General features: G+C 32.7%; 23 protein-coding genes. 7 read left to right on the top strand and 16 right to left on the bottom strand.

The window, feature by feature from the left end; translation table 11 throughout:
• Positions 1–3 precede the first annotated feature (3 nt).
• Positions 4–735 (bottom strand): metallophosphoesterase family protein, encoded by a 732-nt coding sequence (locus tag ACFQ1R_RS07675; RefSeq protein WP_379925552.1) that lies wholly within the window; start codon positions 733–735, stop codon positions 4–6.
• A gap of 91 nt (positions 736–826) precedes the next feature.
• Positions 827–1,834: a glycoside hydrolase family 113 gene (locus ACFQ1R_RS07680; RefSeq protein WP_379925554.1), complete on the bottom strand. Its 1,008-nt coding sequence runs from the start codon at positions 1,832–1,834 to the stop codon at positions 827–829.
• 96 nt (positions 1,835–1,930) lie between these two features.
• Between ACFQ1R_RS07680 and ACFQ1R_RS07685 the strand changes: the two genes are divergently transcribed.
• The 6 genes from ACFQ1R_RS07685 (at position 1,931) to ACFQ1R_RS07710 (ending at position 8,871) form a co-directional block, all read left to right on the top strand.
• Entirely contained in the window at positions 1,931–3,235 is a 1,305-nt protein-coding gene (locus tag ACFQ1R_RS07685; protein WP_379925556.1) for an NAD(P)/FAD-dependent oxidoreductase, read from the top strand.
• A complete protein-coding gene (locus ACFQ1R_RS07690; RefSeq protein WP_379925557.1) occupies positions 3,232–4,833 on the top strand; it encodes a 4Fe-4S binding protein in 1,602 nt (533 codons plus the stop codon). The genes ACFQ1R_RS07685 and ACFQ1R_RS07690 overlap by 4 nt, the downstream gene beginning before the upstream one ends.
• 75 nt (positions 4,834–4,908) lie before the next feature.
• Positions 4,909–5,601, top strand: coding sequence for a glycosyltransferase family 2 protein (locus ACFQ1R_RS07695; protein ID WP_379925558.1), 693 nt, complete (start codon positions 4,909–4,911; stop codon positions 5,599–5,601).
• Entirely contained in the window at positions 5,598–7,088 is a 1,491-nt protein-coding gene (locus ACFQ1R_RS07700) for a cellulose synthase family protein (protein WP_379925559.1), read from the top strand. Before ACFQ1R_RS07695 ends, ACFQ1R_RS07700 begins: the two co-directional genes overlap by 4 nt.
• 180 nt (positions 7,089–7,268) lie before the next feature.
• Positions 7,269–8,273 carry a methylmalonyl Co-A mutase-associated GTPase MeaB gene (gene meaB, locus ACFQ1R_RS07705; RefSeq protein WP_379925560.1) on the top strand — a complete coding sequence of 335 codons (1,005 nt, stop codon included), beginning with the start codon at positions 7,269–7,271 and terminating at the stop codon, positions 8,271–8,273.
• Positions 8,274–8,313: 40 nt separating this feature from the next.
• Complete coding sequence (locus ACFQ1R_RS07710) at positions 8,314–8,871, top strand: hypothetical protein (RefSeq protein ID WP_379925561.1); 558 nt, start codon at positions 8,314–8,316, stop codon at positions 8,869–8,871.
• Positions 8,872–8,999: 128 nt separating this feature from the next.
• On the opposite strand, the gene scpA is transcribed toward ACFQ1R_RS07710, so the two are convergent.
• The 8 genes from scpA to mce form a co-directional block, all read right to left on the bottom strand.
• A complete protein-coding gene (gene scpA / locus ACFQ1R_RS07715) occupies positions 9,000–11,132 on the bottom strand; it encodes a methylmalonyl-CoA mutase (protein WP_379925562.1) in 2,133 nt (710 codons plus the stop codon).
• Positions 11,129–12,943: a methylmalonyl-CoA mutase family protein gene (locus tag ACFQ1R_RS07720; protein WP_379925563.1), complete on the bottom strand. Its 1,815-nt coding sequence runs from the start codon at positions 12,941–12,943 to the stop codon at positions 11,129–11,131. The genes scpA and ACFQ1R_RS07720 overlap by 4 nt, the downstream gene beginning before the upstream one ends.
• Before the next feature lie 33 nt (positions 12,944–12,976).
• Positions 12,977–14,263: an acetyl-CoA hydrolase/transferase family protein gene (locus ACFQ1R_RS07725; RefSeq protein ID WP_379925564.1), complete on the bottom strand. Its 1,287-nt coding sequence runs from the start codon at positions 14,261–14,263 to the stop codon at positions 12,977–12,979.
• 32 nt (positions 14,264–14,295) lie between these two features.
• Positions 14,296–15,618: a sodium ion-translocating decarboxylase subunit beta gene (locus tag ACFQ1R_RS07730; RefSeq protein ID WP_379925565.1), complete on the bottom strand. Its 1,323-nt coding sequence runs from the start codon at positions 15,616–15,618 to the stop codon at positions 14,296–14,298.
• Positions 15,619–15,698: 80 nt separating this feature from the next.
• A complete protein-coding gene (locus ACFQ1R_RS07735) occupies positions 15,699–16,121 on the bottom strand; it encodes a biotin/lipoyl-containing protein (RefSeq protein ID WP_379925566.1) in 423 nt (140 codons plus the stop codon).
• Positions 16,122–16,158: 37 nt separating this feature from the next.
• A complete protein-coding gene (locus ACFQ1R_RS07740) occupies positions 16,159–16,521 on the bottom strand; it encodes an OadG family transporter subunit (protein WP_379925567.1) in 363 nt (120 codons plus the stop codon).
• Complete coding sequence (locus ACFQ1R_RS07745) at positions 16,521–18,080, bottom strand: acyl-CoA carboxylase subunit beta (protein ID WP_379925568.1); 1,560 nt, start codon at positions 18,078–18,080, stop codon at positions 16,521–16,523. Before ACFQ1R_RS07745 ends, ACFQ1R_RS07740 begins: the two co-directional genes overlap by 1 nt.
• Positions 18,081–18,115: 35 nt before the next feature.
• The gene (gene mce / locus ACFQ1R_RS07750) at positions 18,116–18,520 is read right to left on the bottom strand and encodes a methylmalonyl-CoA epimerase (protein WP_379925569.1); all 405 of its coding nucleotides are present in this window, start codon (positions 18,518–18,520) and stop codon (positions 18,116–18,118) included.
• Positions 18,521–18,694: 174 nt separating this feature from the next.
• On the opposite strand from mce, the gene ACFQ1R_RS07755 reads away from it, so the two are divergent.
• Positions 18,695–20,152: a mannosyltransferase gene (locus ACFQ1R_RS07755; protein WP_379925570.1), complete on the top strand. Its 1,458-nt coding sequence runs from the start codon at positions 18,695–18,697 to the stop codon at positions 20,150–20,152.
• Between the two features lie 9 nt (positions 20,153–20,161).
• Here the strand turns inward: ACFQ1R_RS07755 and ACFQ1R_RS07760 are convergent, their stop codons facing one another.
• Genes ACFQ1R_RS07760 through ACFQ1R_RS07785 form a run of 6 tightly spaced genes read right to left on the bottom strand, consistent with a single transcriptional unit; the run spans position 20,162 to position 24,551 of the window.
• Positions 20,162–20,575, bottom strand: a complete 414-nt coding sequence (locus tag ACFQ1R_RS07760; RefSeq protein WP_379925571.1) for a VOC family protein — start codon at positions 20,573–20,575, stop codon at positions 20,162–20,164.
• 12 nt (positions 20,576–20,587) lie between these two features.
• A complete protein-coding gene (locus ACFQ1R_RS07765; protein ID WP_379925572.1) occupies positions 20,588–20,818 on the bottom strand; it encodes a hypothetical protein in 231 nt (76 codons plus the stop codon).
• A 9-nt stretch (positions 20,819–20,827) separates the two neighbouring features.
• Entirely contained in the window at positions 20,828–21,241 is a 414-nt protein-coding gene (locus tag ACFQ1R_RS07770; RefSeq protein WP_379925573.1) for a DNA primase, read from the bottom strand.
• A 17-nt stretch (positions 21,242–21,258) separates the two neighbouring features.
• Positions 21,259–22,245, bottom strand: a complete 987-nt coding sequence (locus tag ACFQ1R_RS07775; protein WP_379926323.1) for a deoxyhypusine synthase family protein — start codon at positions 22,243–22,245, stop codon at positions 21,259–21,261.
• Positions 22,226–23,164, bottom strand: coding sequence for an agmatinase (gene speB / locus ACFQ1R_RS07780; protein ID WP_379925574.1), 939 nt, complete (start codon positions 23,162–23,164; stop codon positions 22,226–22,228). The genes ACFQ1R_RS07775 and speB overlap by 20 nt, the downstream gene beginning before the upstream one ends.
• Positions 23,154–24,551 carry an arginine decarboxylase gene (locus ACFQ1R_RS07785; protein WP_379925575.1) on the bottom strand — a complete coding sequence of 466 codons (1,398 nt, stop codon included), beginning with the start codon at positions 24,549–24,551 and terminating at the stop codon, positions 23,154–23,156. The genes speB and ACFQ1R_RS07785 overlap by 11 nt, the downstream gene beginning before the upstream one ends.
• Positions 24,552–24,770 lie beyond the last annotated feature (219 nt).

Raw genomic sequence — 24,770 nt, forward strand, 5'->3', positions numbered from 1 at the left:
AATTTAAACCTTGTTTCTACCCATTTCATTTGGATACAAACTAGGTAATGCATCGCTTTGAAAAAAGGCTTTTGTGTTAACATCCATTACAGATAGTTTGCCTTTAAACGCAGCACCTGTATCAACATTCCAAACATTTGCTGCTTTGGTAGGCACAGAAAAACCAAAATTAGTGGTTGGTGTATGCCCAATAAAAATTTCGCTGTAATGTTTCAAACGGTTTGGAAACAAAAGAGAATCTTCTTTTATGTCTTTACTCATAGTTAACGCCATTTCCCAAAGTGTTCTATCAAAATAATAGGTAGCTTTAAAAACCTCTTTTTCAACACCATGCATAGAGGTAAAACCAGCATGGATAAACAAACGGTTATCATCATCAATATAATATAACGGCATGTTTTTAAAAAATGTTAAATGCATGTTTTTTTCTTCTTTTGAAAAACCATTATAACTATCCATAGTTTCTTTACCACCATGCATATACCAAGTTGCATCTACATGACCTGTTTCTAGCCAATTTTCACACCAAACATCATGATTTCCTTTTATAAAAATGCAGTTTATTTTTTCTGAAAGCGCTGTTAAAAATGCAATTACTTGTGCAGCTTCACTCCATCCATCTACATAATCGCCTACAAAAATAAGTGTATCATCTTCTGTAACCTCTACTTTATTTAATACTTGTATTAAAGCTTTTAACCCGCCGTGAATATCGCCAACAACCAATGTTCTCATGAAACTATTTTTTTTTTGCAAAACTAAAGTTTTCTATTAAGAATTATAGAATTGCAGATTAACTTTAGATTAAAATTTGAAGCAGTATAATTTAATATTTTAAATATTGTGCCTTAATAATAGCTTCAACAGGTTTATTTTGTGGTGTAAATTGCGAATCGTTAACACCTCCAACTTCGCTGTAATTATGAAACCATTTCCATAAAAATCCGCCTGCAAACCAGTCTTCTTCCCAAAATGTTTCAAAAAGCACTTGGGTTGCATTGGCTTGTGCTTCTAAATTAACCACATTCATAGAAAGGTTGCTTTTCCAAGGTGCTTTTCCAGAAAAATCGACGCTTCTATAACCATATTCAGTAAATAATATAGGTTTTTTGTAGGTTTCGTAAAATGCTTTTATGGTTGGTTTATGTGCTTTCCAACCCAATCTTAAAACTTCAAGTGTTGGTGTTTTTTCGTCACTTACAGGAAAATAAGCATCAATACCAATAAAATCTAAATCGTTCCAAAAAGGTGTTCTATCGTATTCATTCCAATTCGCAGCATAGGTTAATTTACCTTTGTAAACTTTTTTAATTTCAACTATTAATTGTTTCCAATAGTTTGGCCTATAATCTATAAAACTTTCTAATTCGGTACCAATACAAAAAATTTCCGCTTTAACAGCTTCAGCTACTTTTGCATTTTCTAAAATAAATTTTGAATACGATTCTTCAAGCAACTTCCAATCTTCTTCACTATTCATTTTTATGCCACCAGTAAATTCACCATGCCAAACCCAAATTTGGGGTTTAATCATAATTTTAATAGCGTGTTTTTTCAACCTTTCTACATATTGTTTTACACCCGCTTCTGTTTCACCAAACCACTGTCTATTTGTATTAAATTGTATGTTTGGGTGTGTTAATTCTTTAATAAAACCAAACGGCATAATAGCGGCATAATTGGCATGAATAGCAATTACTGGCTTAATATGTTTTTCATTTATCGCGTCTCTTGAAGCTACAAAACTAACTCCGTTTATTTTTTCAGGTTTAAAAGAACTCATGGCGCAAGAAGACATAAGTAAACATAGTGTTACTTTAAAAATTGTTCTCATAACTAATTTTTATTGTTTAAATTTAAACAAAAACAAATAACCCGTTAAGGTTTTAGTAGAAGCTTCGACAGAAAAAAAGGAATTGCAAACAAATTTATGGAGCACATAGTTATTATTGGTAATGGTATTTCTGGCGTTACTGCAGCAAGACATATTCGAAAACTTTCAGACAAAAAAATTACGATTATTTCTGCAGAAAGTGATTATTTCTTTTCAAGAACTGCGCTTATGTATGTGTATATGGGACATATGAAATTTGAACATACACAACCTTATGAAAATTGGTTTTGGGAGAAAAACCGCATCGAATTAAAAAAAGGCTTCGTAAAAACTGTTGAAACCGAACATAAAATACTTCGTTTTGAAAATGGCGAAATTTTAAATTACGACAAACTTATTATTGCAACAGGTAGCAAACCCAATAAATTTGGCTGGAAAGGAGAAAATTTAAATGGTGTTATGGGCATGTACCACAAACAAGATTTAGAAAATCTGGAAAAACACGCACCAAACAACCAAGTATGTAAACGTACCGTAATTGTGGGCGGCGGTTTAATAGGTATTGAACTTGCTGAAATGTTAAATTCAAGGAATATTCCTGTTACATTTTTGGTTCGTGAATCTAGTTTTTGGAACAACGTTTTACCTGAAGGTGAAAGCGAAATGATAAACAGGCATATTAAAAATCATCATATCGATTTACGACTATCGTCAAATTTAAAGGAAATAATTTCTGATGAAAATGGCAATGTAAAATCGGTTATTATTGAAGAAACTGGCGAAGAAATACCATGTAATGTGGTTGGATTAACAGCTGGTGTAACACCAAATATCGATTTTTTAAAAGATTCTAATATCGAAACTGGTAAAGGTGTGAAAGTGAACAAATTTCTTGAAACCAATATTCAAGATGTGTATGCTATTGGCGATTGTGCCGAACAACACGAACCTATTGGCTTTCGCAAACCAATTGAAGCCGTTTGGTACACTGGTAGAATGATGGGAGAAACACTAGCACAAACCATTTGCGGAAACCGTTTACCTTACAAACCCAGTCATTGGTTTAACTCGGCAAAGTTTTTTGATATTGAATACCAAACCTATGGTTGGGTATTTTCAAAACCAAAAGAACACCACGCACATTTTCATTGGAAGCATAATGATGATACAAAATGTATTACTATAGAATACAACACATTAACAAATCAATTTTTAGGAATTAATACATTCGGAATTAGAATGAAACACGAAACTTTTGATAAATGGCTTACCGAAAAACGCGATGTAACCTATATAATTCAACACCTAAAAGAAGCTAATTTTGACCCTGAGTTTTATAAACATTATGAAAACGACATTCAAAAAGCATTTGCAAACCAATTTCAAACTGTAAAGAAATGAGTGCTCAAATAAATAAAAGCATGAGCATAACTAACGCTGAAGCTCAAAACATACCTACAAAACAAAAAATAGGTTTAGCGCTTGGTATTATTGGTTTGCTTATTTTAGTATTGGCGGTTTTCAATGTTAATTTCCCTAACAAACCAGTATTTCTATCACTTTCGTTAGGATTGATTTCTCTGGGAACAATTCTATTTTCAAACGCTATGTATCTTCAAAAAATGGAAGGTATTAAAAATGATGGCGTATGGTTTAAATCGATAGCATCACGAGGCGTTTTAGGATGGATTACAGGTGTTTTATTAACTGCTTTTTATATCATTCTTTATTTTTTTCCACAGTATTTGGGACAATCATCAAACGGAAATCCTAACACGGGTTTAATTGCTTTATTCGACCCATTAAGCAAAATTTTAAGCGGAAACCCTGCAAGCCAATGGTTTGTTTATGGCGCCTTATATACGGTTTCAATTTTGGTTTTTGGTTTCAAATTTATGTTGAAATACAAGCATAATCGCTATGAACAATTACGAACGGTTTCGGTAATGTTTTTTCAATTAGGTTTTGCGTTTTTAATTCCAGAATTTATGTCGCGCCTTAATGCAAGTCCTGACTATAATTTACCGTATTACGATTTAAAAAGCATGTGGCCATTAAACTATTATTTATTTGACAGTTGGTCTATAAATGGCTTACTATCATCTGGTAACTTAGGGTTGTTGATGTTACTTTTTGGTGTTATTTCCATATTTGTTATTTCGCCTTTTTTAACTTATAAATATGGTAAACGTTGGTATTGCTCATGGGTTTGCGGTTGTGGTGCTTTGGCAGAAACCACAGGCGATGCTTTTAGGCAACTTAGCAGCAAAAAACTATCTGCTTGGAAACTGGAACGTTGGTTAATACACACTGTTTTAGTATTTTCTGTAGTGATGACAACCGCATTAATTTACAGCTATTTAGGAAAAGATTCTGGCAAATTTTGGTTAACCCGAAACACATTTTTAATTAGCGTTGGTTTACTTTTAACAGCAGTTTTTACTTTAACCATGCTTTTTAAAAGAAATGAACTTGGTAAAGATACGCGCTATGGTGCCATTGGATATTTTGTGGTTATTACATCACTTTTCATTATGCATTATACTGGCACAACCGATGAAATTTTCTTAATAAAATCAAGCACATTGCGTTCAGCATATGGTCTATATATTGGTTCCATATTTTCTGGTGTTATTGGCACAGGCTTTTACCCTATTTTAGGCAATCGTGTTTGGTGCAGGTTTGGTTGCCCAATGGCAGCAGTACTTGGGTTTCAACAACGTTTATTTTCAAAATTTAGAATTACAACAAATGGTGGCCAATGTATTTCCTGTGGCAATTGTTCTACCTACTGCGAAATGGGTATTGATGTTCGTGCTTACGCCCAAAAAGGCGAAAATATTGTACGCTCAAGTTGTGTTGGCTGTGGTATTTGTTCTGCTGTTTGCCCCAGAGGTGTTTTAAAATTGGAAAACGATACTATGGAAGGTCGCATCAACCCTAAAGAAATCCTTTTGGGCAATGATGTTGATTTAATGAAACTACTCAACAATAAATAATTTAACAAAATCCTAATGTTTTGTTAAATATTAATCAAATCTATTGTACTTTTGCGCGCTGACAGTTTGTTCTTTATGACCAACATCAAGGTAATCATCCCTGCTTATAATGAAGCAGATTCTATCGCTAAAGTAATTAACGACATTCCTAAAATAGTGAATGAAATTATTGTTATTAACAACAATTCTAGCGATAAAACTGAAGAAAATGCAAAAAAAGCAGGTGCAACCGTTCTAACCGAAAAAAACAAAGGCTATGGTTTTGCTTGCCTTAAAGGGTTAGAATACATTGCAAATGAACCCGAAAAACCAAATATTATTGTATTTTTGGATGGCGATTACAGTGATTACCCAGAAGAATTAACCAAACTAGTAACTCCAATTATCGAAGAAAATATCGATTTTGTTGTTGGAGCACGCGTAAAAAGTTTACGAGAAATTGGCTCAATGACTATGCCTCAAATTTTTGGCAACTGGTTAGCAACTAGTTTAATGAAGCTTTTTTTTGGTTCAAAATTTACAGATTTAGGACCTTTTAGAGCAATTAAATATAGTAAATTACTGTCAATCAACATGGTAGATAAAACTTATGGCTGGACTGTAGAAATGCAATTAAAAGCTTTAAAACAAAAATTTACCTACTTAGAAGTGCCAGTAAATTATAGAAATAGAATTGGCGTCTCAAAAGTATCAGGAACCATAAAAGGTTCTATATTTGCAGGCGCAAAAATCATAAGTTGGATTTTAAAATATAGTATTAAAAAATGATTCTAGAAACGACCGTTATCATTATTTACACCATTTCGCTTTTGCTTATCTTCATGTATGCATTAGCTCAATTAAACTTGTTACTAAACTATCTTGCTTCAAAAAGAAAACAAGATAATTCACCAACTTTTGATTTATCAAAACCAGAAGAAACACCATACGTAACCATACAATTACCCGTATACAACGAAATGTATGTAATGGAACGCTTGTTGGATAACATAGCAAAAATAGATTATCCAAGTGATAAACTTGAAATTCAAGTTTTAGACGATTCAACAGACGAAACTGTAGAAACTACGCGTGCACATGTTGAAAAACTAAAAGCAACTGGATTAGACATTACTCATATTACAAGAACCGATAGATCTGGCTTTAAAGCTGGCGCACTTAAAGAAGGTTTAGTAATAGCAAAAGGTGAATTTGTTGCTATTTTCGATTCAGATTTCTTACCAGAACCAGATTGGTTAAAACGCACCATCATTTACTTTAAAGATGAAAAATTAGGTGTTGTTCAAACACGTTGGGGACATTTAAACCGCAACTATTCAATACTTACAAAAATACAAGCCTTTGCTTTGGATGCACATTTTACTTTGGAACAAGTAGGACGTAACAGTAAAGGACATTTTATAAACTTTAATGGTACTGCAGGTATTTGGAGAAAATCATGTATTATCGATGCAGGTAACTGGGAAGGCGATACATTAACAGAAGATTTAGATTTAAGCTACCGAGCACAACTTAAAAACTGGAAATTCAAATATCTTGAAAATGTTGAAACACCAGCAGAGTTACCTATTGTTATTAGCGCAGCGCGTTCACAACAATTTAGATGGAATAAAGGTGGTGCAGAAAACTTTAAAAAAATGCTTGGACGCGTTTTAAAAAGTAAAAATATTTCAGCAAAAACAAAACTTCACGGGCTTTTACACTTATTAAATAGCACCATGTTTTTAAACGTGTTTGTTGTAGGTGTACTTAGTATTCCAATGCTTTATATCAAAAACGAATATACACACTTAAAACCATACTTTTATGTAATGAGTTTCTTTGTAATAAGCTCAATAATTTTCTTTGTGTGTTATTGGTTTATGTACAAAAATATTTATGGTGGTGGTTTTAAAAACTTCATTAAATACATAGGCATGTTTTTTGTGTTTTTCTCAATAGCCATGGGCTTTTCATTACATAATTCTATTGCAGTATTAGAAGGTCATTTTGGTAAGAAAAGTGAATTTGTGCGTACACCAAAGTTCAACATTAGTTCTATAAAAGATAGTTGGAAAAAGAATAAATACATCAAAAAAACCATATCAGTACACGTTATTTTTGAAGGTTTACTTATGGCTTATTTTGCATTTGGTATGTATAGTGCCTTTATAGTAGGTAACCAAGGTGGCGATTTCGGATTATTTCCATTTCACCTTATGTTATTCTTAGGTTTTGGTTTTGTATTTGTAAAATCGATAACTTCTAAAGTATAAAACACATTTCTGCAAAGGCAGACATCTAACATATTAAAGCGTTACCCAAAAGGTAGCACTTTTTTGTTTATAGTAATTAGCACGTTTGTTCTAAATATTATTTCTACAAAAAACACCTAAAAACCCAAAACTATTTTTCGCATTATCAGTATCTTTATAACTATAATTTTTTACTGTTAAATGACTAAGTACAAACCAAAAAATAGATTAACAGCACAAGCCTATATTGAAGGTGTTTTAAGCGGTAACCGTGTTATTCTATCAAGAGCTATTACCATAATAGAAAGCAATTTAGAAAGCGATAAATTACTTGCAAAAGACATCATTCAAGCTATTTTACCAGCGTCTGGAAACTCCATTCGAATAGGAATTACTGGCGTTCCAGGTGTTGGCAAAAGCACCTTTATAGAAGCATTTGGCAAACACCTTATCAAGCAAAATCATAAAGTAGCAATATTATCTATAGACCCAAGTAGTCAACGTTCAAAAGGAAGTATTTTGGGCGATAAAACTAGAATGGAAGAATTAAGCAATTTAGAAAACGCCTACATTCGTCCATCGGCATCTGGTGAAACCCTAGGTGGTGTTGCCAACAAAACTGCCGAAAGCATGTTACTTTGCGAAGCTGCTGGTTATGATGTTATTCTAATTGAAACCGTTGGTGTGGGACAATCTGAAACTGCTGTTCATGGCATGACCGATTTTTTCTTGCTTTTAATGTTGGCTGGTGCTGGTGATGAGCTTCAAGGCATAAAAAAAGGCATCATGGAAATGGCAGATATGGTGGTAATTAATAAAGCTGATGGCGATAATATTCGCAAAAGTGAATTAGCACGATTACAGTACCAAAATGCGTTACACATTTTTCCACAATCAGAATCGGGTTGGGAACCTATTGTAACAAAATCATCTTCAACAAAAAATACTGGCATTGACGTGGTTTGGGATGAAATTTCAAAATACAAGAAATTAGTTACCCAAAATGGATATTTCAATAAAAATAGAAATCATCAAAAAATACAATGGATGTACGCTAACATTAATGAAGAATTAAAGCGTATGTTTTATGATTCAAAGGATATTGCAAACAACCTTTCTGTTTTAGAAAAAGATATTATTGCTTCTAAAATTTCTCCAATAAAAGCTGCAGAACAAATGATTGAAACCTTTAAGAAGTCGTTTTAACTATGTTGTACTTTGTTCCAATTTATACATTAAAAAATACATGAAAAATACATTTTATTTATTGCTTTTATTAATCTCAATACAATCATTCGCTCAATACAAGGATGGACAGTTTTTTTGTGATGAATTACCAGAAAAAAGCTATTTCCCCATAGATATAAAAGAAAAGAAAATATTTTGGTCTGATACTTATTATACAGAAACAATAAACGGAACTAAAGAATTAAACGGAAAAACATATTTTGAATTCATTCAAAAGTGGAAATCAAATGCTTCTGAAAAATTATACTTGAGAAAAGAAAACGGTGTTATTTTTCAATATGATGAATGTTGCGAACAAGAAACTATAAGGTTTAGTGAAAAATTTAAAAAGGGTCATAGTTGGAAAACATCTGATGGTTCAGGACAATACACAATTTTAACTTTTAAAGGAAAATTAAAAACACCTTTTTGTGATTATGCAAATTTGTTGATAATAGAGGCGAAATTGAAAGGCGGAAATTTTAATTTTTATTATCAAAGAGGACACGGTTATGTTGGAGCTACGGTTAACAATGAAATTATTTCTTGTGAAACGCCTTCTTTTGATTTAGATTAAATTTCAAATATCAATTTGTCACTATTATATAATTCCTAAATAACATATAACTTCAATATGATTAAAAAAAAACCATTCACGCCTAAAACATGAATGGGAATTTCAATCAAATCAATTTATAAAATAAGTCACTCGTGTTCTAAATATTTTTCCATAATGGAAATTGCTGCTTTTGAAATTACAGTTCCTGGCCCAAAAATGGCAACAACGTTGCGTTCAAGTAAATAATTATAATCTTGTTCTGGAATAACACCTCCAGCAAAAACCATAATATCTGGTCTGCCAAGTTTTTCTAATTCATTAATTAATTGAGGAATTAATGTTTTATGACCTGCCGCTAAACTAGAAGCGCCCACAAAATGTACATCATTTTCAATGGCTTGTTTAGCTACTTCTTCTGGAGTTTGAAATAATGGTCCCATATCAACATCAAAACCTAAATCGGCAAAACTAGATGCAACAACTTTAGCACCTCTATCATGCCCATCTTGTCCCATTTTGGCAATCATTACACGTGGACGACGACCTTCAATTTCTGCAAATTTATCAGCAACTTTTTGTGCTTTTGCAAATGCATTATCATCTTTTACTTCTTTACTATACACACCACTTATTAATTTAGTATCGGCTTTATGACGCCCAAAATGAGTTTCTAAAGCATCGGATATTTCACCTAAGGTTGCAAAATTTTCAGCAGCTTCAACAGCCAATTCTAATAAATTTCCTTTTCCTGTAGCAGCACAATTTGATAGTGCTTGTAATTTATCATTAACCACATTTTGATTTCTATTCGCTTTCAATTTTTTCAAACGTTCAATTTGAGATAATCTTACCACCGAATTATCAACTTCTAAAATTTCGATATTCGATTTTTCATCGGTTTGAAATTTATTAACGCCAACTAAAATATCTTGTCCTGAATCTAAGCGTGCTTGTTTTCTTGCCGAAGCTTCTTCAATACGCATTTTAGGAACACCAGTTTCAATTGCTTTTGCCATGCCTCCTAATTCTTCAACCTCTTCAATAAGTTTCCAAGCTTTTTTAGCAATTTCCTGAGTTAAATATTCTACATAGTATGAACCTGCCCAAGGATCGACCGCTTTAGTAATTTGTGTTTCTTCTTGAATATATATTTGTGTATTACGAGCAATTCGTGCTGAAAAATCGGTTGGCAATGCGATAGCTTCATCCAACGCATTAGTATGTAAAGATTGTGTACCACCAAGTCCTGCTGCCATAGCTTCAATACACGTTCTAGCTACATTATTAAACGGATCTTGTTCACTTAAACTCCAACCCGATGTTTGACTATGCGTACGCAACGCCATCGATTTTGGATTTTGCGGATTGAATGATTTTATAATTTTAGCCCAAAGCATACGTGCAGCACGCATTTTGGCAATTTCCATAAAATGATTCATACCAACAGCCCAGAAAAATGAAAGTCGAGGCGCAAATTCGTCAATTTTTAAACCAGACACTAAACCTGTTCTAATGTATTCCATACCATCGGCTAAGGTGTAAGCCAACTCAATATCGGCAGTTGCACCGGCTTCTTGCATATGGTAACCACTAATGGAAATGGAGTTGAATTTAGGCATGTATTTAGTAGTGTATTCAAAAATATCACCAATAATTTTCATGGAAGGTAATGGTGGATAAATGTAAGTGTTACGCACCATAAATTCTTTTAAAATATCGTTTTGAATGGTTCCGCTTAATTGGTCTAACGCTACACCTTGTTTTTTTGCTGCAGCAATGTAAAATGCCATAATTGGTAAAACGGCACCATTCATGGTCATGGAAACCGACATTTTATCTAGCGGAATTTGGTCGAATAAAATCTCCATATCCAAAATAGAATCGATGGCAACACCAGCTTTTCCAACATCGCCAGTTACACGTGGATGATCGGAATCGTAACCTCTATGTGTTGCTAAATCGAAGGCAACTGATAATCCTTTTTGACCAGCCGCAAGGTTTCTTCTGTAAAAAGCATTCGATTCTTCTGCTGTTGAAAACCCTGCATATTGACGAATGGTCCATGGTCTTGTAACATACATAGTACTGTAAGGTCCGCGCATAAATGGTGGTAATCCTGCAACGAAACCTAAATGCTCTGCATTTTCAATATCTTTTTTAGAAAAATGTTTTTTTACAGGAATTCCCTCAGGTGTATTCCAAACTTGTTGATTATCTGAACGTACTGTTTTTTGTTTGTTTACAGTATTTAATGTTATATCGGAAAAATTTGGTTTCATGAGTATACTATTTTATTATTCTTCTGAATTTTCTTTTGAACACTAGCAATGATTTGTATGACATCCGATTTTAAATGAATGCAACCATCTAAACCTGCTTTGGTTAAAGCATCGATGATGTTTGATGGGTTTCCTGCTAGCAAAAGCACTTTTTCAGAATTAATACGTCTAAATGTTTCAACAAACGCTAAAGCGCTTTCATCATAATCAGCATCAGAACTACAAATAACCACAACATCAGAATTTGATTTGGCACTGTTTTCGGCTGCTTGTTTTACGCTATCATAACTTTTTTCTTGTAAAACATCAAAACCAGAAACCCCAATAAAGTCATAGGAAAAAGCAGCTCGTGCTTTACGCATGGTTAAGTTTCCAAAACTTGTAAGTTCTACTATTGGACGTTTTCCTGTTGCTTCAACTAATTTCTCGGTTATTTTTCTCAATGCTTCAATTTCTAAAGAAGCGCGCCTTGGTGTGAGTAATTTTGAATTTGATTCCGAAACGTCTGCAAGCACTTTAGACGACACTTTTTCCATTAGGTTTGGATATTTATTTACCCCAACCATGGGTAACCGTCTTTGACTTATTAATTTGATTTTTTCTTGACGGATTTCAGCTATTTGTGTTTGAATTAATCCACTTTCAAAAGCTTGAAAAAAGCCTCCTTTTTCTTCTATAGCTTTAAATAAATTCAAGGCTTTTTCGGCTATTTTTATGCTTACTTCTTCTATATAATAAGAGCCATCAACCGGATTTGCTACGTTTCCGAAGTAAGATTCTTCTTTTAAAATGGTTGAAATATTAGTAGCAATTCTATTTGAAAAATCGGAGACATCATTAAACGCTTTATCATAAGGATCGATTAAAACACCATCAACATTTCCTAAAATTGCCGACATAGCTTCGGTGGTTGCGCGTAACAAATTGGTATGTGCATCGGTTACCGATTTACTCCAAACCGCTGTTTTTGCTGTTAAAATATGGCTAAAGTTGGTTACGCCGTATTTTTTTGCAACCTCATGTAGTAGGCTATTAAAGGCTCTAAACTTACCTATCTCTATAAAATATTCAGGACCAATAGCTAATTGAACATGTAAATTATTAAAAACAGATTGCGCATCAATATCTTTAAATGATAACTGTTCAATTAAGTAAACACAAGAATTTAAAGTATATGCTACTTCTTGAACTTGGTTGGAACCAGAATCTAAATAAGCTGTTCCTGAAACTGTGATTGTTTTAAAATTTGAAAATTCTTTTCCCAATTTTAAAAGGTTTGCTAATACTTCAAAAAGGTTATTATCAATGCTTCCTTTTGTTACATAATTTGATATTAAACCTAAATCAAAATAACCGCTGAGACTTTTATTGTCGATTACATTCTGCTCTGCAAACGCAAAAAAATCTTTAGCAAACTTTATAATATCGTTATTTAAAACAAATGAAATGGTTACTTTATTTAAATTCACACCTTTTAAAAGAGTATCAACAGAAATGGCATGTTTTATATTAAAAAGTAATCCTGTAACACCTTCATTTATTGCTTTTAAAGCTAAATTATTGCCGCTTTCAGCAGAAAGCACTTCTATGTTTCTATAATTAACCAATGCTTGTGCATTTTCACCTGTATTAGTTAAAAAATCCAACGCATCATCTTCATTATAAAAAGGCTGAAAATCGATATCATTTAAGTTTTTCCAAACTAATTTTCTATTAAAATCTTCACCTTTTAAATCGGTATTTACTTTTTCAATCCACTGCTGCTTAGTTACAGGTGTAAATTCTGAAAAAAGTTTTTTATGAGTATCCATACAATTTATATTATGTTAACTTTTGTCTTTTTTTTAGACCATAATACTACTTCCAAATCTTTCAAAAATAGCTTTATCTAATGCTTCTCTGTGTTCAGGATGCGCAACATCGCGAAGTGCTTGTGCACGTTGTTTTAGGGTTTTACCAAACAATTCGGCAACGCCAAATTCGGTTACAACAAATCTTGCATGCGCTCGTGTTGTAACTACACCAGCGCCAAGTTTTAGGGTAGGAACAATTTTAGAAACACCTTTTAAGGTTGTTGAATTTACAGCTATTATTGGTTTTCCTCCTACAGATAAAGCTGCACCACGCATAAAATCCATTTGTCCACCAACGCCTGAAAACATTCTTGTTCCAATAGAATCGGCGCAAACTTGCCCCGTAATATCAATTTCAATAGCAGAATTAATAGCTGTTACTTTTGGATTTTGACGAATAACAGATGTATCGTTTACATAAGCAATATCCAGCATTTCAATTTCTGGGTTGTCATCCATAAAATCGTACAATCTGCGTGTTCCCATAGCAAAACCAGAAACAATTTTATAAGGATTTACTTTTTTTTGAGAACCGTTTACCACGCCTCTTTCAACCAAATCTACAATACCTTCAGAAAACATTTCGGTATGTACACCTAAATTTTTATGATTGGTTAAATAGGTTAAAACAGCATTTGGTATACCACCAATACCCATTTGCAAAGTTGCACCATCGTCAATTATACCTGCTATATGTTTACCAATAGCTTGTTCTTCTTCAGAAGGTGCGACAAATTTCATTTCATAAATATCCTCATCAACTTCAACACATGCATCAAAATTTTTAATATTTACAATAGCATCGCCAAAAGTACGAGGCATTTTAGGATTTATTTGAGCAATTACTTTTTTGCCTTGTTCTATACCCGAAATAACAATATCTACCGAAACACCTAAAGAACAAAACCCATGCTTATCTGGTGGTGACACATTTACTAAAACCACATCTAAATCCATGTAACCTTGACGGAATAAACTAGGAATATCACTTAAAAAAACAGGAATATAATCTACAGTATCACCTACCATGTTCCGAACATTACCTCCTATAAAAAAAGCACTGGTATGAAAACTATCACGTAATTCTGGAGCAACATAACCACATTCGCCTTCGGTATGTAAATGAACTATTTTCACGCCACGCAATTCTGAAGCTCTATCAACCATGGCTTTAATAAGCGTTTGTGGGGTTGCTGAACCACCTTGAATTAATACGCGATCGCCCGATTTTATTAACTTTACAGCATTTTCTGCCGACATTTTATTTGGTATATTCATTGTCTTATAATTTAAATTTTTGTTTTTTTAAATTATCCTAAAAAACTTAATATGATACCTGCAGCAATTGCAGATCCAATTACACCTGCCACATTTGGCGCCATGGCATGCATTAATAAATAATTATGCGGGTCGGCTTTAATACCTTCAGCATGCACTACTCTAGCACTATCTGGAACTGCCGAAACACCTGCTGCACCAATAAGTGGATTTAATTTATCATCGCCTTTAAGAAACAAGTTCATGAATTTTGCAAAAAGCAATCCGCCCATTGTTGCAATAACGAATGAAATAGCACCTAATCCGAAAATTTTCAAGGAATCGCTTGTAATAAAAACATCTGCTTGGGTTGATGCACCAACGGTAACACCAAGTAATATGGTAACAATATCTATTAGTTTAGTACGTGCTGTATCTGCAAGACGTTCGGTTCTGCCAGATTCTTTTAATAAATTTCCGAAGAACAACATACCTAATAATGGCAAGGCACTTGGCGATATAAACGTTGTTAATAATAATGCTACTACTGGAAAAATCATTTTCTCTTTTTGCGTAACCGCTCTTGGAGGTTTCATGCGTATTAAACGCTCTTTTTTAGTAGTTAATAATTTCATTATTGGCGGTTGAATAACTGGTACTAACGCCATATATGAATAAGCAGCAATTGCTATTGGTCCTATTAAATTTTTTACAGTAGTGCCATCTGGCAAAATATTGATACCATTTGCTAATTTAGATGACAAGAAAATAGCTGTTGGTCCATCGGCACCTCCAATAATACCTATTGCACCAGCTTCAGGAAGATTAAAACCTAAATACAATGCTCCTAAAAACGTACCAAAAACACCAATTTGAGCCGCAGCTCCTAGAAGCATTAATTTAGGGTTTGCTATTAAGGATGAAAAATCGGTCATAGCACCTATACCTAAAAATATAAGTGGCGGATAAATACCTTTTACTACGCCAAAATACAGATAGTTAAGCACCGATCCTTCTTCATAAATACCTGTTTGGTAGCCTGCTACAAATGGAATATTACCAATAATAACGCCAATACCTATTGGAATTAGCAAAAGCGGCTCATAATCAAACTTAATACCTAAGTATATAAATACAATACCTATAAAAATCATGAGTAAATTACCCGAATGTGCATTTGCAAAACCTGTAAAACTATAAAACCGTTTGATGCCATCAACTGCCTCTGCAATAAAACTTTCGCTACTGGTATCGTTATCTGTTTGTGCAACTGTTGTAGTTGTTGTAACTTGGTTATTGCTTGCGTTTAAACCTAAAACAGGTCTGATAAAAACTAGCAGTGATAGAATTCCAAATATTAATATTACTTTCTTCATTTTTCTGTTTTTTTTAAGTCATAACAAAGAAGAACATTTTATAAAATTCCTTCAATTTCTTTGAAATGACGCTTGGTTTTCTATGCTAATTCTATCATTACTTCACTTTGCAGAACTTGTTGTCCAACTTTAACATTGATTGCCGCAACTGTACCAGATTTTTCAGAAGTGATGCTGTTTTCCATTTTCATAGCTTCAAGAACTAATAATGCATCACCTTCTTTGATTGTATCTCCAACTTTTACGTTAATGGATAAAATAACACCAGGAATTGGGGCAATAATTTTAGTGTTTGAAGAACTTGGATTTATTTTTATAGGCTCAATTGTTGCACTAGAAGGTTTACGTACAAGCGTTGGCGTTTTTTTGGCTTTAACCTCTTCTTCCTTCATTTTTACAGAATACGAAGTACCATTTACTTCCAACTCTATAATATTATCTTCGTGCGAAACAATTTTAACACCGTAATTGTTTTCGTTTATTTTGAATGTGAAATTTTTCATGTTATATAGTTCTTTATCAGATTAAAATAATTCTAAACTATAGCCTATTTCTATAAGCACTATAAATTTTAGAACTCCATGGTGAATACATTTTTCTGGCTTGTTTTATGGTTAAAACAGCATTTTCATTATCATGCTGTTCATGCAGATACATATGAATTGCTACCGAAATTGCCGCAGCTATTTCACCTGAAAATTGCGGATTTACCTTATGTGATATTTCATTAATTTTTTTATCTGGACCTTTAGTGATTATTTTATACACATAAAGCATTGTTGGCAATCCATATTTAAAAAACAAGGTTAACAGTAATAATCCACCAAAAACGATGACCAAGCCTGTTATTAAAATGATGTAACCTTCAGTAATTGTATCTGTAGTTAAAAAAATATGTATCATTATAATGGGATATTTGAGTGTTTTTTAGGTGGATTTACATCCTTTTTATTAGCTAGTAACTCCAGTGCTCTAATAATTCTGAATCGTGTATTTCTAGGTTCAATTACATCGTCAATAAAACCATATTTAGCTGCCACATATGGGTTAGCAAATTTGGTATTATACTCATTTTCTTTTTCTTCAATGTAATGTTGCTTTTCATCAGCATCTTCAATTTTACTAATGTTAGATCCTTCTAAAACTTCAACTGCACCTTTAGCACCCATAACTGCAATTTCTGCGGTTGGCCATGCGTAGTTTAAATCGCCACGTAATTGTTTACAACTCATTACATCATGCGCACCACCATATGATTTTCGTAAAGTGATAGTTACTTTTGGCACAGTAGCTTCACCATAAGCAAACAATAATTTTGCACCATGTAAAATAATACCGCCATATTCTTGTCCTGTACCAGGTAAGAACCCAGGAACATCTACTAAGGTTACAATAGGAATATTGAACGCATCGCAAAAACGAACAAATCTGGCTGCTTTTCTTGATGATTCACTATCTAAAACACCAGCATAATATTTAGGTTGATTGGCAACAATACCAACTGAACGCCCATTAAAACGAGCAAACCCTACAACTATGTTTTTAGCATAATTTCTATGAACTTCTAAAAATTCACCATTATCAGTGATAGTTGAAATGACATCAACAATATCATAAGCTTGATTTGCGTTTTCTGGAATGATGGTGTTCAATATATCATCTAACCTATCAATAGGATCTGAAGTTGGAATTGTTGGTGGTTCTTCTAAATTATTTGAAGGTAAATAGCTTAACAATTTTCTAATTAAAAGCAGATTTTCTTCATCATTTTCAGCTAAAAAATGTGATACACCAGATTTTGTAGAATGGATATTTGCACCACCCAATTGTTCTGCTGTAACTACTTCGCCAGTAACGGTTTGCACTACTTTTGGCCCTGTAACAAACATATAGCTTGTTTTATCGGTCATGATAGTAAAATCTGTTAATGCAGGCGAATACACCGCACCACCAGCACATGGTCCTAAAATGGAAGAAATTTGAGGTATAACGCCAGATGCCATAATGTTTCTTTGGAAAATTTCGGCATAACCAGCAAGCGACCTAACGCCTTCTTGTATACGTGCTCCACCACTATCATTTAATCCAATTACAGGTGCACCAATTTTCATGGCCATATCCATAATTTTACAGATTTTTAAGGCATAGGTTTCAGACAATGAACCGCCAAAAACTGTAAAATCTTGTGCAAACACATAAACAATTTTGCCATCTATAGTGCCATGACCGGTAACAACACCATCTGACAAATAAATTTCTTTATCTAAACCGAATGATTTTGTTCTGTGAGTTACAAACATATCAAACTCTTCAAAGCTATTATCGTCCAGAAGAATTTCTATTCTTTCACGTGCTGTTAACTTACCTTTAGCATGTTGAGAATCGATACGTTTTTCACCACCACCTAATCTTGCTTTAACTCTTTTTTCAATGAGTTCATTAATTTTATCTTGATTTGCCATAATTTTTTATGAATTTGCTTATCTCTTTAATTTTTTTATTCTTTTGAACAAAGCTCTGTAAGAACACCTAAAGTTGATTTTGGATGCAGAAAACCTATATTTAAACCTTCTGCACCTTTTCTTGAAACTTTATCTATTAGTGTTACACCATTTTCTTCTGCTTGTTTTAAAGCTTCCGTAGTGTTTTTTACTGCAAAAGCTATATGGTGTATGCCTTGTCCTTTCTTCTCAATAAATTTTCCAATTGGACCGTCGGGCGCTGTGCTTTCCAGTAATTCAATTTTTGTTGTACCTACCAAAAAAAAGGCTGTCTTCACTTTTTGATCGACAACCTCTTCTATTGCGTAGCATTTCATTCCTAAAACGCCTTCATAATATGTAATTGCTTCTTCTAAGTTTTCAACAGCTATTCCTATATGTTCTATATGTGAAATATTCATAATTAAAATGTTATCGTTTTTATTTTAATATGTATCAAAATTAAAGGAAGGCACTTTTTTAAATTATGACAGAAGTCATGTATTACCGAATATTTAGAATTAATGTTAACTACATCGTTTTAGTTAATCATTTTTCTTTTTATTACACCAAACAAATAGTCTTATATTTGAATTATGCTAGTAAATACTGCCTTTTTAAGACGTAATAGAACTCCATTTTTATGGGTGGTTTCTAGTATTTTATTCTATGTGTCGTTTGCTTATGATTTAGTTAGAGCCGATTACGTTAAACTTTTAACGCTTTACACTGCGTTGTTTTTTTTATTTTACAAATTGATAACTATTTTAAAAACACGTATTGTATTTTTAACTTGGTTAGCATTTATTTTTAGAGCTGTTTTTATTTTAGCAATACCGAATTTATCTCAGGATTTTTATAGATTTATTTGGGATGGAAGAATGATTTTGGAAGGTTTTAATCCTTATTTATATACTGTAGAATCATTTATTAAAAATGGTAATTTTCCTGTTGCTCAAGCCCAAGAGTTGTATAATGGCATGGGCGAACTTAATGCTGGTCATTTTACAAATTATCCGCCTATTAATCAATTGTGCTTTATACTTGCTGCTTTGTTTGCTAGTAAGAGTATTTTAGGTTCGGTAATTGTGATGCGATTACTTATTATAGCTGCCGATTTTGGAACCTTGCATTTTGGAAAGAAGCTTTTAAAAAAACTAAACATTCCTGTTTACAACATATTTTGGTATATTTTAAATCCGTTTATTATTATTGAATTAACGGGAAATCTTCATTTTGAAGGTGTAATGATTTTCTTTTTGATATGGAGTTTATATTTACTTCATATAGAGAAATGGTATTTTGCAGGTATTGTTTTAGGCTTGTCTATTTCGGTAAAATTGATTCCTTTAATGTTTTTGCCTTTGTTTTTTAGGTGGTTTACAAAACGTAATATTATTAAAAATGAAATGAATCAATCTGTTTCTGTTGAAAAAACTAACTCGGTATTACCTTCTAGCAATGACAAAAAGAAGTGGATTCTTGCTTTTACAGGAATGCCAAATCTACTTATATTCTATAGCTTAACAGGCTTAACAATACTATTCTTATTTGTGCCTTTTTACTCCAAAATACTCATAAACAACTACATGAAAACCGTAGCTTTATGGTTTCAAGATTTTGAATTTAATGCCAGTTTATACTACATAGCTAGGGAAGTAGGTTATTTATTTAGAGGTTATAATGAAATTGCAATTATTGGAAAAGCAATTCCTGTTTTGGTAATTTTGTTTGTACTAATAATAACTTTTTTTAGAAAAAACAAAAGCACTACAGATTTAATAACAAGCATGTTATTGGTTTTATCGTTTTACTATTTTACAGCTACAACAATTCATCCTTGGTACGTTGCAACACTTTTAATACTATCCGTTTTTACAAATTATAAGTTTCCATTGGTTTGGAGTTTTGCTATTATTTTAAGCTATTTAGCATATCTAAACTCAAATAATGCCGAAAACCTTTGGGTTATTGGTTTGGAATATTTAATTGTTTACAGTGTTTTTATTTGGGAGGTTTTTATAAATAAAAAAGCTATGAAATTGGTTTCATAGCTTTTTTGTTTATTTCTCAAAGATTGAATTTGGATTTTCAAAACTTTTAAACTCCAACATATAATCATTTGGGTCTTTTATGAAGAATGAAACGTGTTCGCCTGTTTTGCCTTCTAAAAACCTAGCTTGAGTAACCACATCTAGTTTTTGGTCGTTAAGTCTGGCATAAATTTGTTCCCAATCTTTTAAATCGACAATAATACCAAAATGAAATGATGGCAATATTTTACCTTCAAACACGTAATTAGGACTATTAAAACTAAATTTTTCAGCCTTTATAAATGTTAATTGATTACCAAACAAATTAACATCTACCCAATTTTGTGTAATTCTTCCTAAGGAAGCGCCAATGGTATCGGCGTAAAAACTTTTGGTTGTTTTTACACTTAAACAAGGCAACGACATGTGAAATGATGCGCCCATAATTATGATTGATTAAAGAGGTTTTAAACTTTCAACTCTGTAAATTACAAAATCTTCGTCTTCATCTTCAAAATCTTCAACAAAAGTTATTCTAAAACTTTTATCTATTAGACTTTTATCGTTCTTTAAATCGTATTGTTTTAGTACTCTTGGGTGTACTTCCTCGAATACTAATTCTTCTCCATTTTCAAACCAAAACGTAAAATAACCGTTTTTGTAAGACTTAAAAACAGCTGTTCTCATACCTAAAAACTAATCAATATCATCATCTTCGTCTTCTTCATCGTAGTCTGAATCAGCGTCATCATCGTCATCATCATCGTCATCGCCATCATCATCTAGTTTTTCTTTCTTAACTGGTGTGTCATCATCATCATCGTCATCTAAATTCGCATCAGCATCATCTACTTTAACTTCTTCGAAATCATCATCAGCAACATCTGAATCATCATCACCGAAGTCTTCCATAGCTTGTACAAGGCGTTTACCTACTTTTACTAAATAAATAGTATCATCGGTTCTTACCTCAACGGCTTCGATTATTTCGTTTTGCGCATTTCTAAACGAAATAATATCTGTTTCATCGTAACCATCAGGAAACTTTTCAACAAGAAGATTTAAAATATCTTCATTTAATTTTTTGTAATCTACAATTTTGCGTAACATTTTTATTTGGGTTGGAATTATTGGTCTAACAAATATGCAAAAATTAATGGTGCAACAATGGTTGCATCACTTTCAATTATATATTTTGGGGTAGTAATATCTAATTTACCCCAAGTAATTTTTTCGTTTGGTACTGCACCTGAGTAGGAACCATAACTGGTTGTTGAGTCGCTAATTTGGCAAAAATAGCTCCAAAATGGTATATCGTGCATTTCCATGTCTTGGTAAAGCATTGGCACAACACATATTGGAAAATCGCCCGCAATTCCACCACCAATTTGGAAGAAGCCTACACCTTTACCTCCTGAATTTTTTGGATACCAGTCGGCTAACCACATCATGTATTCTATACCGCTTTTAGTAGTTGTAGGTTTAAATTCACCTTTAATACAGTACGATGCAAAAATATTGCCCATTGTACTATCTTCCCAACCTGGAACTACAATTGGTAAGTTTTTTTCGGCTGCAGCCACCATCCACGAATCTTTTGGGTCTATTTCATAGTATTGTTCCAAAACTCCTGAATTTATCATTTGATACATAAACTCGTGCGGAAAATAACGCTCGCCTGCTTTATCGGCTTTATTCCAAATATCGTATAGATGTGATTGCAAACGTCTGAATGCTTCCTCTTCAGGTATACAGGTATCAGTAACACGGTTGTAATGGTTTTCTAATAAATCCCATTCTTCTTGTGGTGATAAATCTCTGTAGTTTGGTACTCTTTTGTATGAATTGTGCGCTACTAAATTCATAATATCTTCTTCAAGATTTGCTCCTGTACACGATATAATTTGAATTTTATCTTGACGTATCATTTCTGCTAACGATTTTCCTAATTCTGCAGTACTCATAGCGCCAGCCAAGGTTACCATCATTTTTCCGCCTTCAAGCAAGTGTGTTTCGTAGCCTTTTGCGGCATCTACTAAAGCAGCAGCATTAAAGTGTAAATAATTTTTTTCTATAAATTGTGATATTGGTCCTTTAGTACTCATCGTCGTCATTAAATTTTGAAGCGTTGTTTTTTTGTTTTGAATTATCGTAGGTATTATCATAATCATCACCTACTTCTTCATCCATAAATTTATAACTTAACATTTTATAATACAATTTTGCAGCTAAAAAATCGGATGCTTTTTGTTTTATGGCTGGGCATAGTTCAACTATATCAAACCCTACTACATTTTTTTCAGCAAAAACTTGTTTTAAAAAATCTAAAGTTTCATACCAAAATAAGCCTCCTGGTAATGGTGCTGCTGTATTTGGCATAATAGAAATATCTAAAGCGTTTAAGTTGAAATTTATAAACACATTATCAGTCATTTGATCTATTGCAGAATCCATCCAAGTATCATCAACTGCCATTTCGTGAGCGAAATAGGTTTTCTCAACATCTGCAATGGTTTTCTCATTTGCACTCATAGAGCGCACACCAACTTGAATTAAATTGGTCATTTGGTTAGCTTCATGAAGTGCGCAAGCATTGTTAATGAAACTTCCATTTTTGCTTTTGCTTAAATTTGCATGTGCGCCAATATGTAACACTGTTAAACTTGGATACATATCGTTAAACGCACGAATAGTACCAATAGAAACAACATGTTCACTACCAAATAATGTTACAAACTTGTTCTTTTTAATATACTTTTTTGTGGTTTGATGAACAGCATCAACCATAGCTTCTGGTGAATTGTTTTCATCAACGGCATCAGCCAAATAAATACCTTGTTGGTAAACCTCTGTATCTGTTTCAATATCATAAAGTTCCAGGTTGTTTGAAGCGTTTAAAAAAGCTTCTGGTCCTTTATTCGATCCTTTTTGAATGCTATTTTCTGCTTCAAAAGGCACCGGAATTAAAACAATTTTTGCTTGTTCTAATTTTGCAAATTCTTCTGGTATGCCAGCATATGTGTTATTTGTCATAACCTAATATTTTAAGTAAGTCTTCACTTTTTTGTTGTTCACTAAATAATTTTGTAACAATATTTCCATCAGCATCTCTATCAATTAAAATATGCTTAGGTGATGGTATTAAGCAGTGTTGTAAACCGCCAAAACCACCAATGGTTTCTTGGTAAGCACCTGTATTGAAAAAACCAATATATAGTGGTTTTTCTTTGTTGTATTTTGGCAAATAGATGGCGTTCATGTGTTGCTCGCTATTGTAATAATCATCACTATCACAGGTTAAACCACCTAACAAAACACGTTCGTAACTTTCGTGCCACCTGTTTATTGGCAACATAACAAAGCGCTTGTTTATAGCCCATGTATCTGGAAGTGTTGTGATGAATGATGAGTTTATCATATTCCACTTTTCACGGTCATTTTGTTGTTTTTGGTATAATACCTCATAAATAGCACCGCCACTTTCGCCTACTGTAAAGCTTCCAAATTCTGTAAAAATGTTTGGCACTTCTACTTCTTCTTCTTCACAAACTAGTTTTATTTGGTTGATGATTTCTCCAACTATATATTCATAATCAAAATCGAATGCTAACGAGTTTTTAATTGGAAAACCGCCACCAATATTCAAACTATCTAAACTTGGGCAAATGCGTTTTAAACTGGTATAAACTTTTAAACATTTTGTAAGCTCGTTCCAATAATACGCATTATCTCGAATACCTGTATTTATAAAGAAATGAAGCATTTTCAGTTTCACTTTTTTATTTTCTTTAATCTGACTTCTGTAAAACGGCAATATATTTTTATAACCAATGCCTAAACGCGATGTATAGAACTCGAATTTTGGTTCTTCTTCCGAAGCTATTCTAATACCAATGTTGAATTTACCTTTAATTTCTTTTGAAAGTAAATCAATCTCTTCATAATTATCAATAATTGGAATACAGTTTTTGTGCCCATTATTAATTAATCTTGCTATGTTGGTAATGTATTTATCTCTTTTAAAACCGTTACTAATTACATAGGTTTTATCGGTTATTTTTCCTTCTGCTTTTAAGCTTTCAACAATATCAATATCAAAAGCTGATGATGTTTCTATATGAATATCATTTTTTAAAGCTTCATCTAAAACATGTTTAAAATGTGAACTTTTAGTACAATAACAATAGTTGTATTTACCTTTGTATTTATTGGCCTTTATAGCTTTATCAAACCAACCTTTTGCTCTATTGATGTTATTAGATATTTGAGGTAAGTAGGTGAATTTTAAAGGTGCTCCATATTGCTCTACCAATCCCATTAAATTGATGCCATGGAACTCTAAATGCCTGTCGTTTAGATCAAACTCTTCTTGCGGAAAGTAAAAAGATTGATTTATTAAATCAATGTATTTAGTATTCATTCTTAGTTTTTAGATGTAATAGTTAAATGATAATTTTTTAAAGTTAAAGAAACATAAGTTTCTAATCAAATTATATTACTATTAATCAAATTCGGATTTGACTTTGTGTAGTTGGAACGAAGCCATATATATGCTGACTACCAGCAATAGTATAGGCAGAAGTTAACTCTAAAATTCGGTTACTTTTTCTATAAGCTATTTTTGAAAACAACTTCTTAA

Origin of the sequence: Mariniflexile jejuense (genome assembly GCF_042675665.1) — a bacterium.
Classification (GTDB): Bacteria; Bacteroidota; Bacteroidia; order Flavobacteriales; family Flavobacteriaceae; genus Mariniflexile; species Mariniflexile jejuense.

What these genes read in the sequence shown, in the direction of transcription:
- ACFQ1R_RS07675 (WP_379925552.1), bottom strand. Translation starts at nt 735, where the DNA reads ATGAGAACATTGGTTGTTGGCGATATTCACGGCGGGTTAAAAGCTTTA.
- ACFQ1R_RS07680 (WP_379925554.1), bottom strand. Translation starts at nt 1,834, where the DNA reads ATGAGAACAATTTTTAAAGTAACACTATGTTTACTTATGTCTTCTTGC.
- ACFQ1R_RS07685 (WP_379925556.1), top strand. Translation starts at nt 1,931, where the DNA reads ATGGAGCACATAGTTATTATTGGTAATGGTATTTCTGGCGTTACTGCA.
- ACFQ1R_RS07690 (WP_379925557.1), top strand. Translation starts at nt 3,232, where the DNA reads ATGAGTGCTCAAATAAATAAAAGCATGAGCATAACTAACGCTGAAGCT.
- ACFQ1R_RS07695 (WP_379925558.1), top strand. Translation starts at nt 4,909, where the DNA reads ATGACCAACATCAAGGTAATCATCCCTGCTTATAATGAAGCAGATTCT.
- ACFQ1R_RS07700 (WP_379925559.1), top strand. Translation starts at nt 5,598, where the DNA reads ATGATTCTAGAAACGACCGTTATCATTATTTACACCATTTCGCTTTTG.
- meaB (WP_379925560.1), top strand. Translation starts at nt 7,269, where the DNA reads ATGACTAAGTACAAACCAAAAAATAGATTAACAGCACAAGCCTATATT.
- ACFQ1R_RS07710 (WP_379925561.1), top strand. Translation starts at nt 8,314, where the DNA reads ATGAAAAATACATTTTATTTATTGCTTTTATTAATCTCAATACAATCA.
- scpA (WP_379925562.1), bottom strand. Translation starts at nt 11,132, where the DNA reads ATGAAACCAAATTTTTCCGATATAACATTAAATACTGTAAACAAACAA.
- ACFQ1R_RS07720 (WP_379925563.1), bottom strand. Translation starts at nt 12,943, where the DNA reads ATGGATACTCATAAAAAACTTTTTTCAGAATTTACACCTGTAACTAAG.
- ACFQ1R_RS07725 (WP_379925564.1), bottom strand. Translation starts at nt 14,263, where the DNA reads ATGAATATACCAAATAAAATGTCGGCAGAAAATGCTGTAAAGTTAATA.
- ACFQ1R_RS07730 (WP_379925565.1), bottom strand. Translation starts at nt 15,618, where the DNA reads ATGAAGAAAGTAATATTAATATTTGGAATTCTATCACTGCTAGTTTTT.
- ACFQ1R_RS07735 (WP_379925566.1), bottom strand. Translation starts at nt 16,121, where the DNA reads ATGAAAAATTTCACATTCAAAATAAACGAAAACAATTACGGTGTTAAA.
- ACFQ1R_RS07740 (WP_379925567.1), bottom strand. Translation starts at nt 16,521, where the DNA reads ATGATACATATTTTTTTAACTACAGATACAATTACTGAAGGTTACATC.
- ACFQ1R_RS07745 (WP_379925568.1), bottom strand. Translation starts at nt 18,080, where the DNA reads ATGGCAAATCAAGATAAAATTAATGAACTCATTGAAAAAAGAGTTAAA.
- mce (WP_379925569.1), bottom strand. Translation starts at nt 18,520, where the DNA reads ATGAATATTTCACATATAGAACATATAGGAATAGCTGTTGAAAACTTA.
- ACFQ1R_RS07755 (WP_379925570.1), top strand. Translation starts at nt 18,695, where the DNA reads ATGCTAGTAAATACTGCCTTTTTAAGACGTAATAGAACTCCATTTTTA.
- ACFQ1R_RS07760 (WP_379925571.1), bottom strand. Translation starts at nt 20,575, where the DNA reads ATGGGCGCATCATTTCACATGTCGTTGCCTTGTTTAAGTGTAAAAACA.
- ACFQ1R_RS07765 (WP_379925572.1), bottom strand. Translation starts at nt 20,818, where the DNA reads ATGAGAACAGCTGTTTTTAAGTCTTACAAAAACGGTTATTTTACGTTT.
- ACFQ1R_RS07770 (WP_379925573.1), bottom strand. Translation starts at nt 21,241, where the DNA reads ATGTTACGCAAAATTGTAGATTACAAAAAATTAAATGAAGATATTTTA.
- ACFQ1R_RS07775 (WP_379926323.1), bottom strand. Translation starts at nt 22,245, where the DNA reads ATGACGACGATGAGTACTAAAGGACCAATATCACAATTTATAGAAAAA.
- speB (WP_379925574.1), bottom strand. Translation starts at nt 23,164, where the DNA reads ATGACAAATAACACATATGCTGGCATACCAGAAGAATTTGCAAAATTA.
- ACFQ1R_RS07785 (WP_379925575.1), bottom strand. Translation starts at nt 24,551, where the DNA reads ATGAATACTAAATACATTGATTTAATAAATCAATCTTTTTACTTTCCG.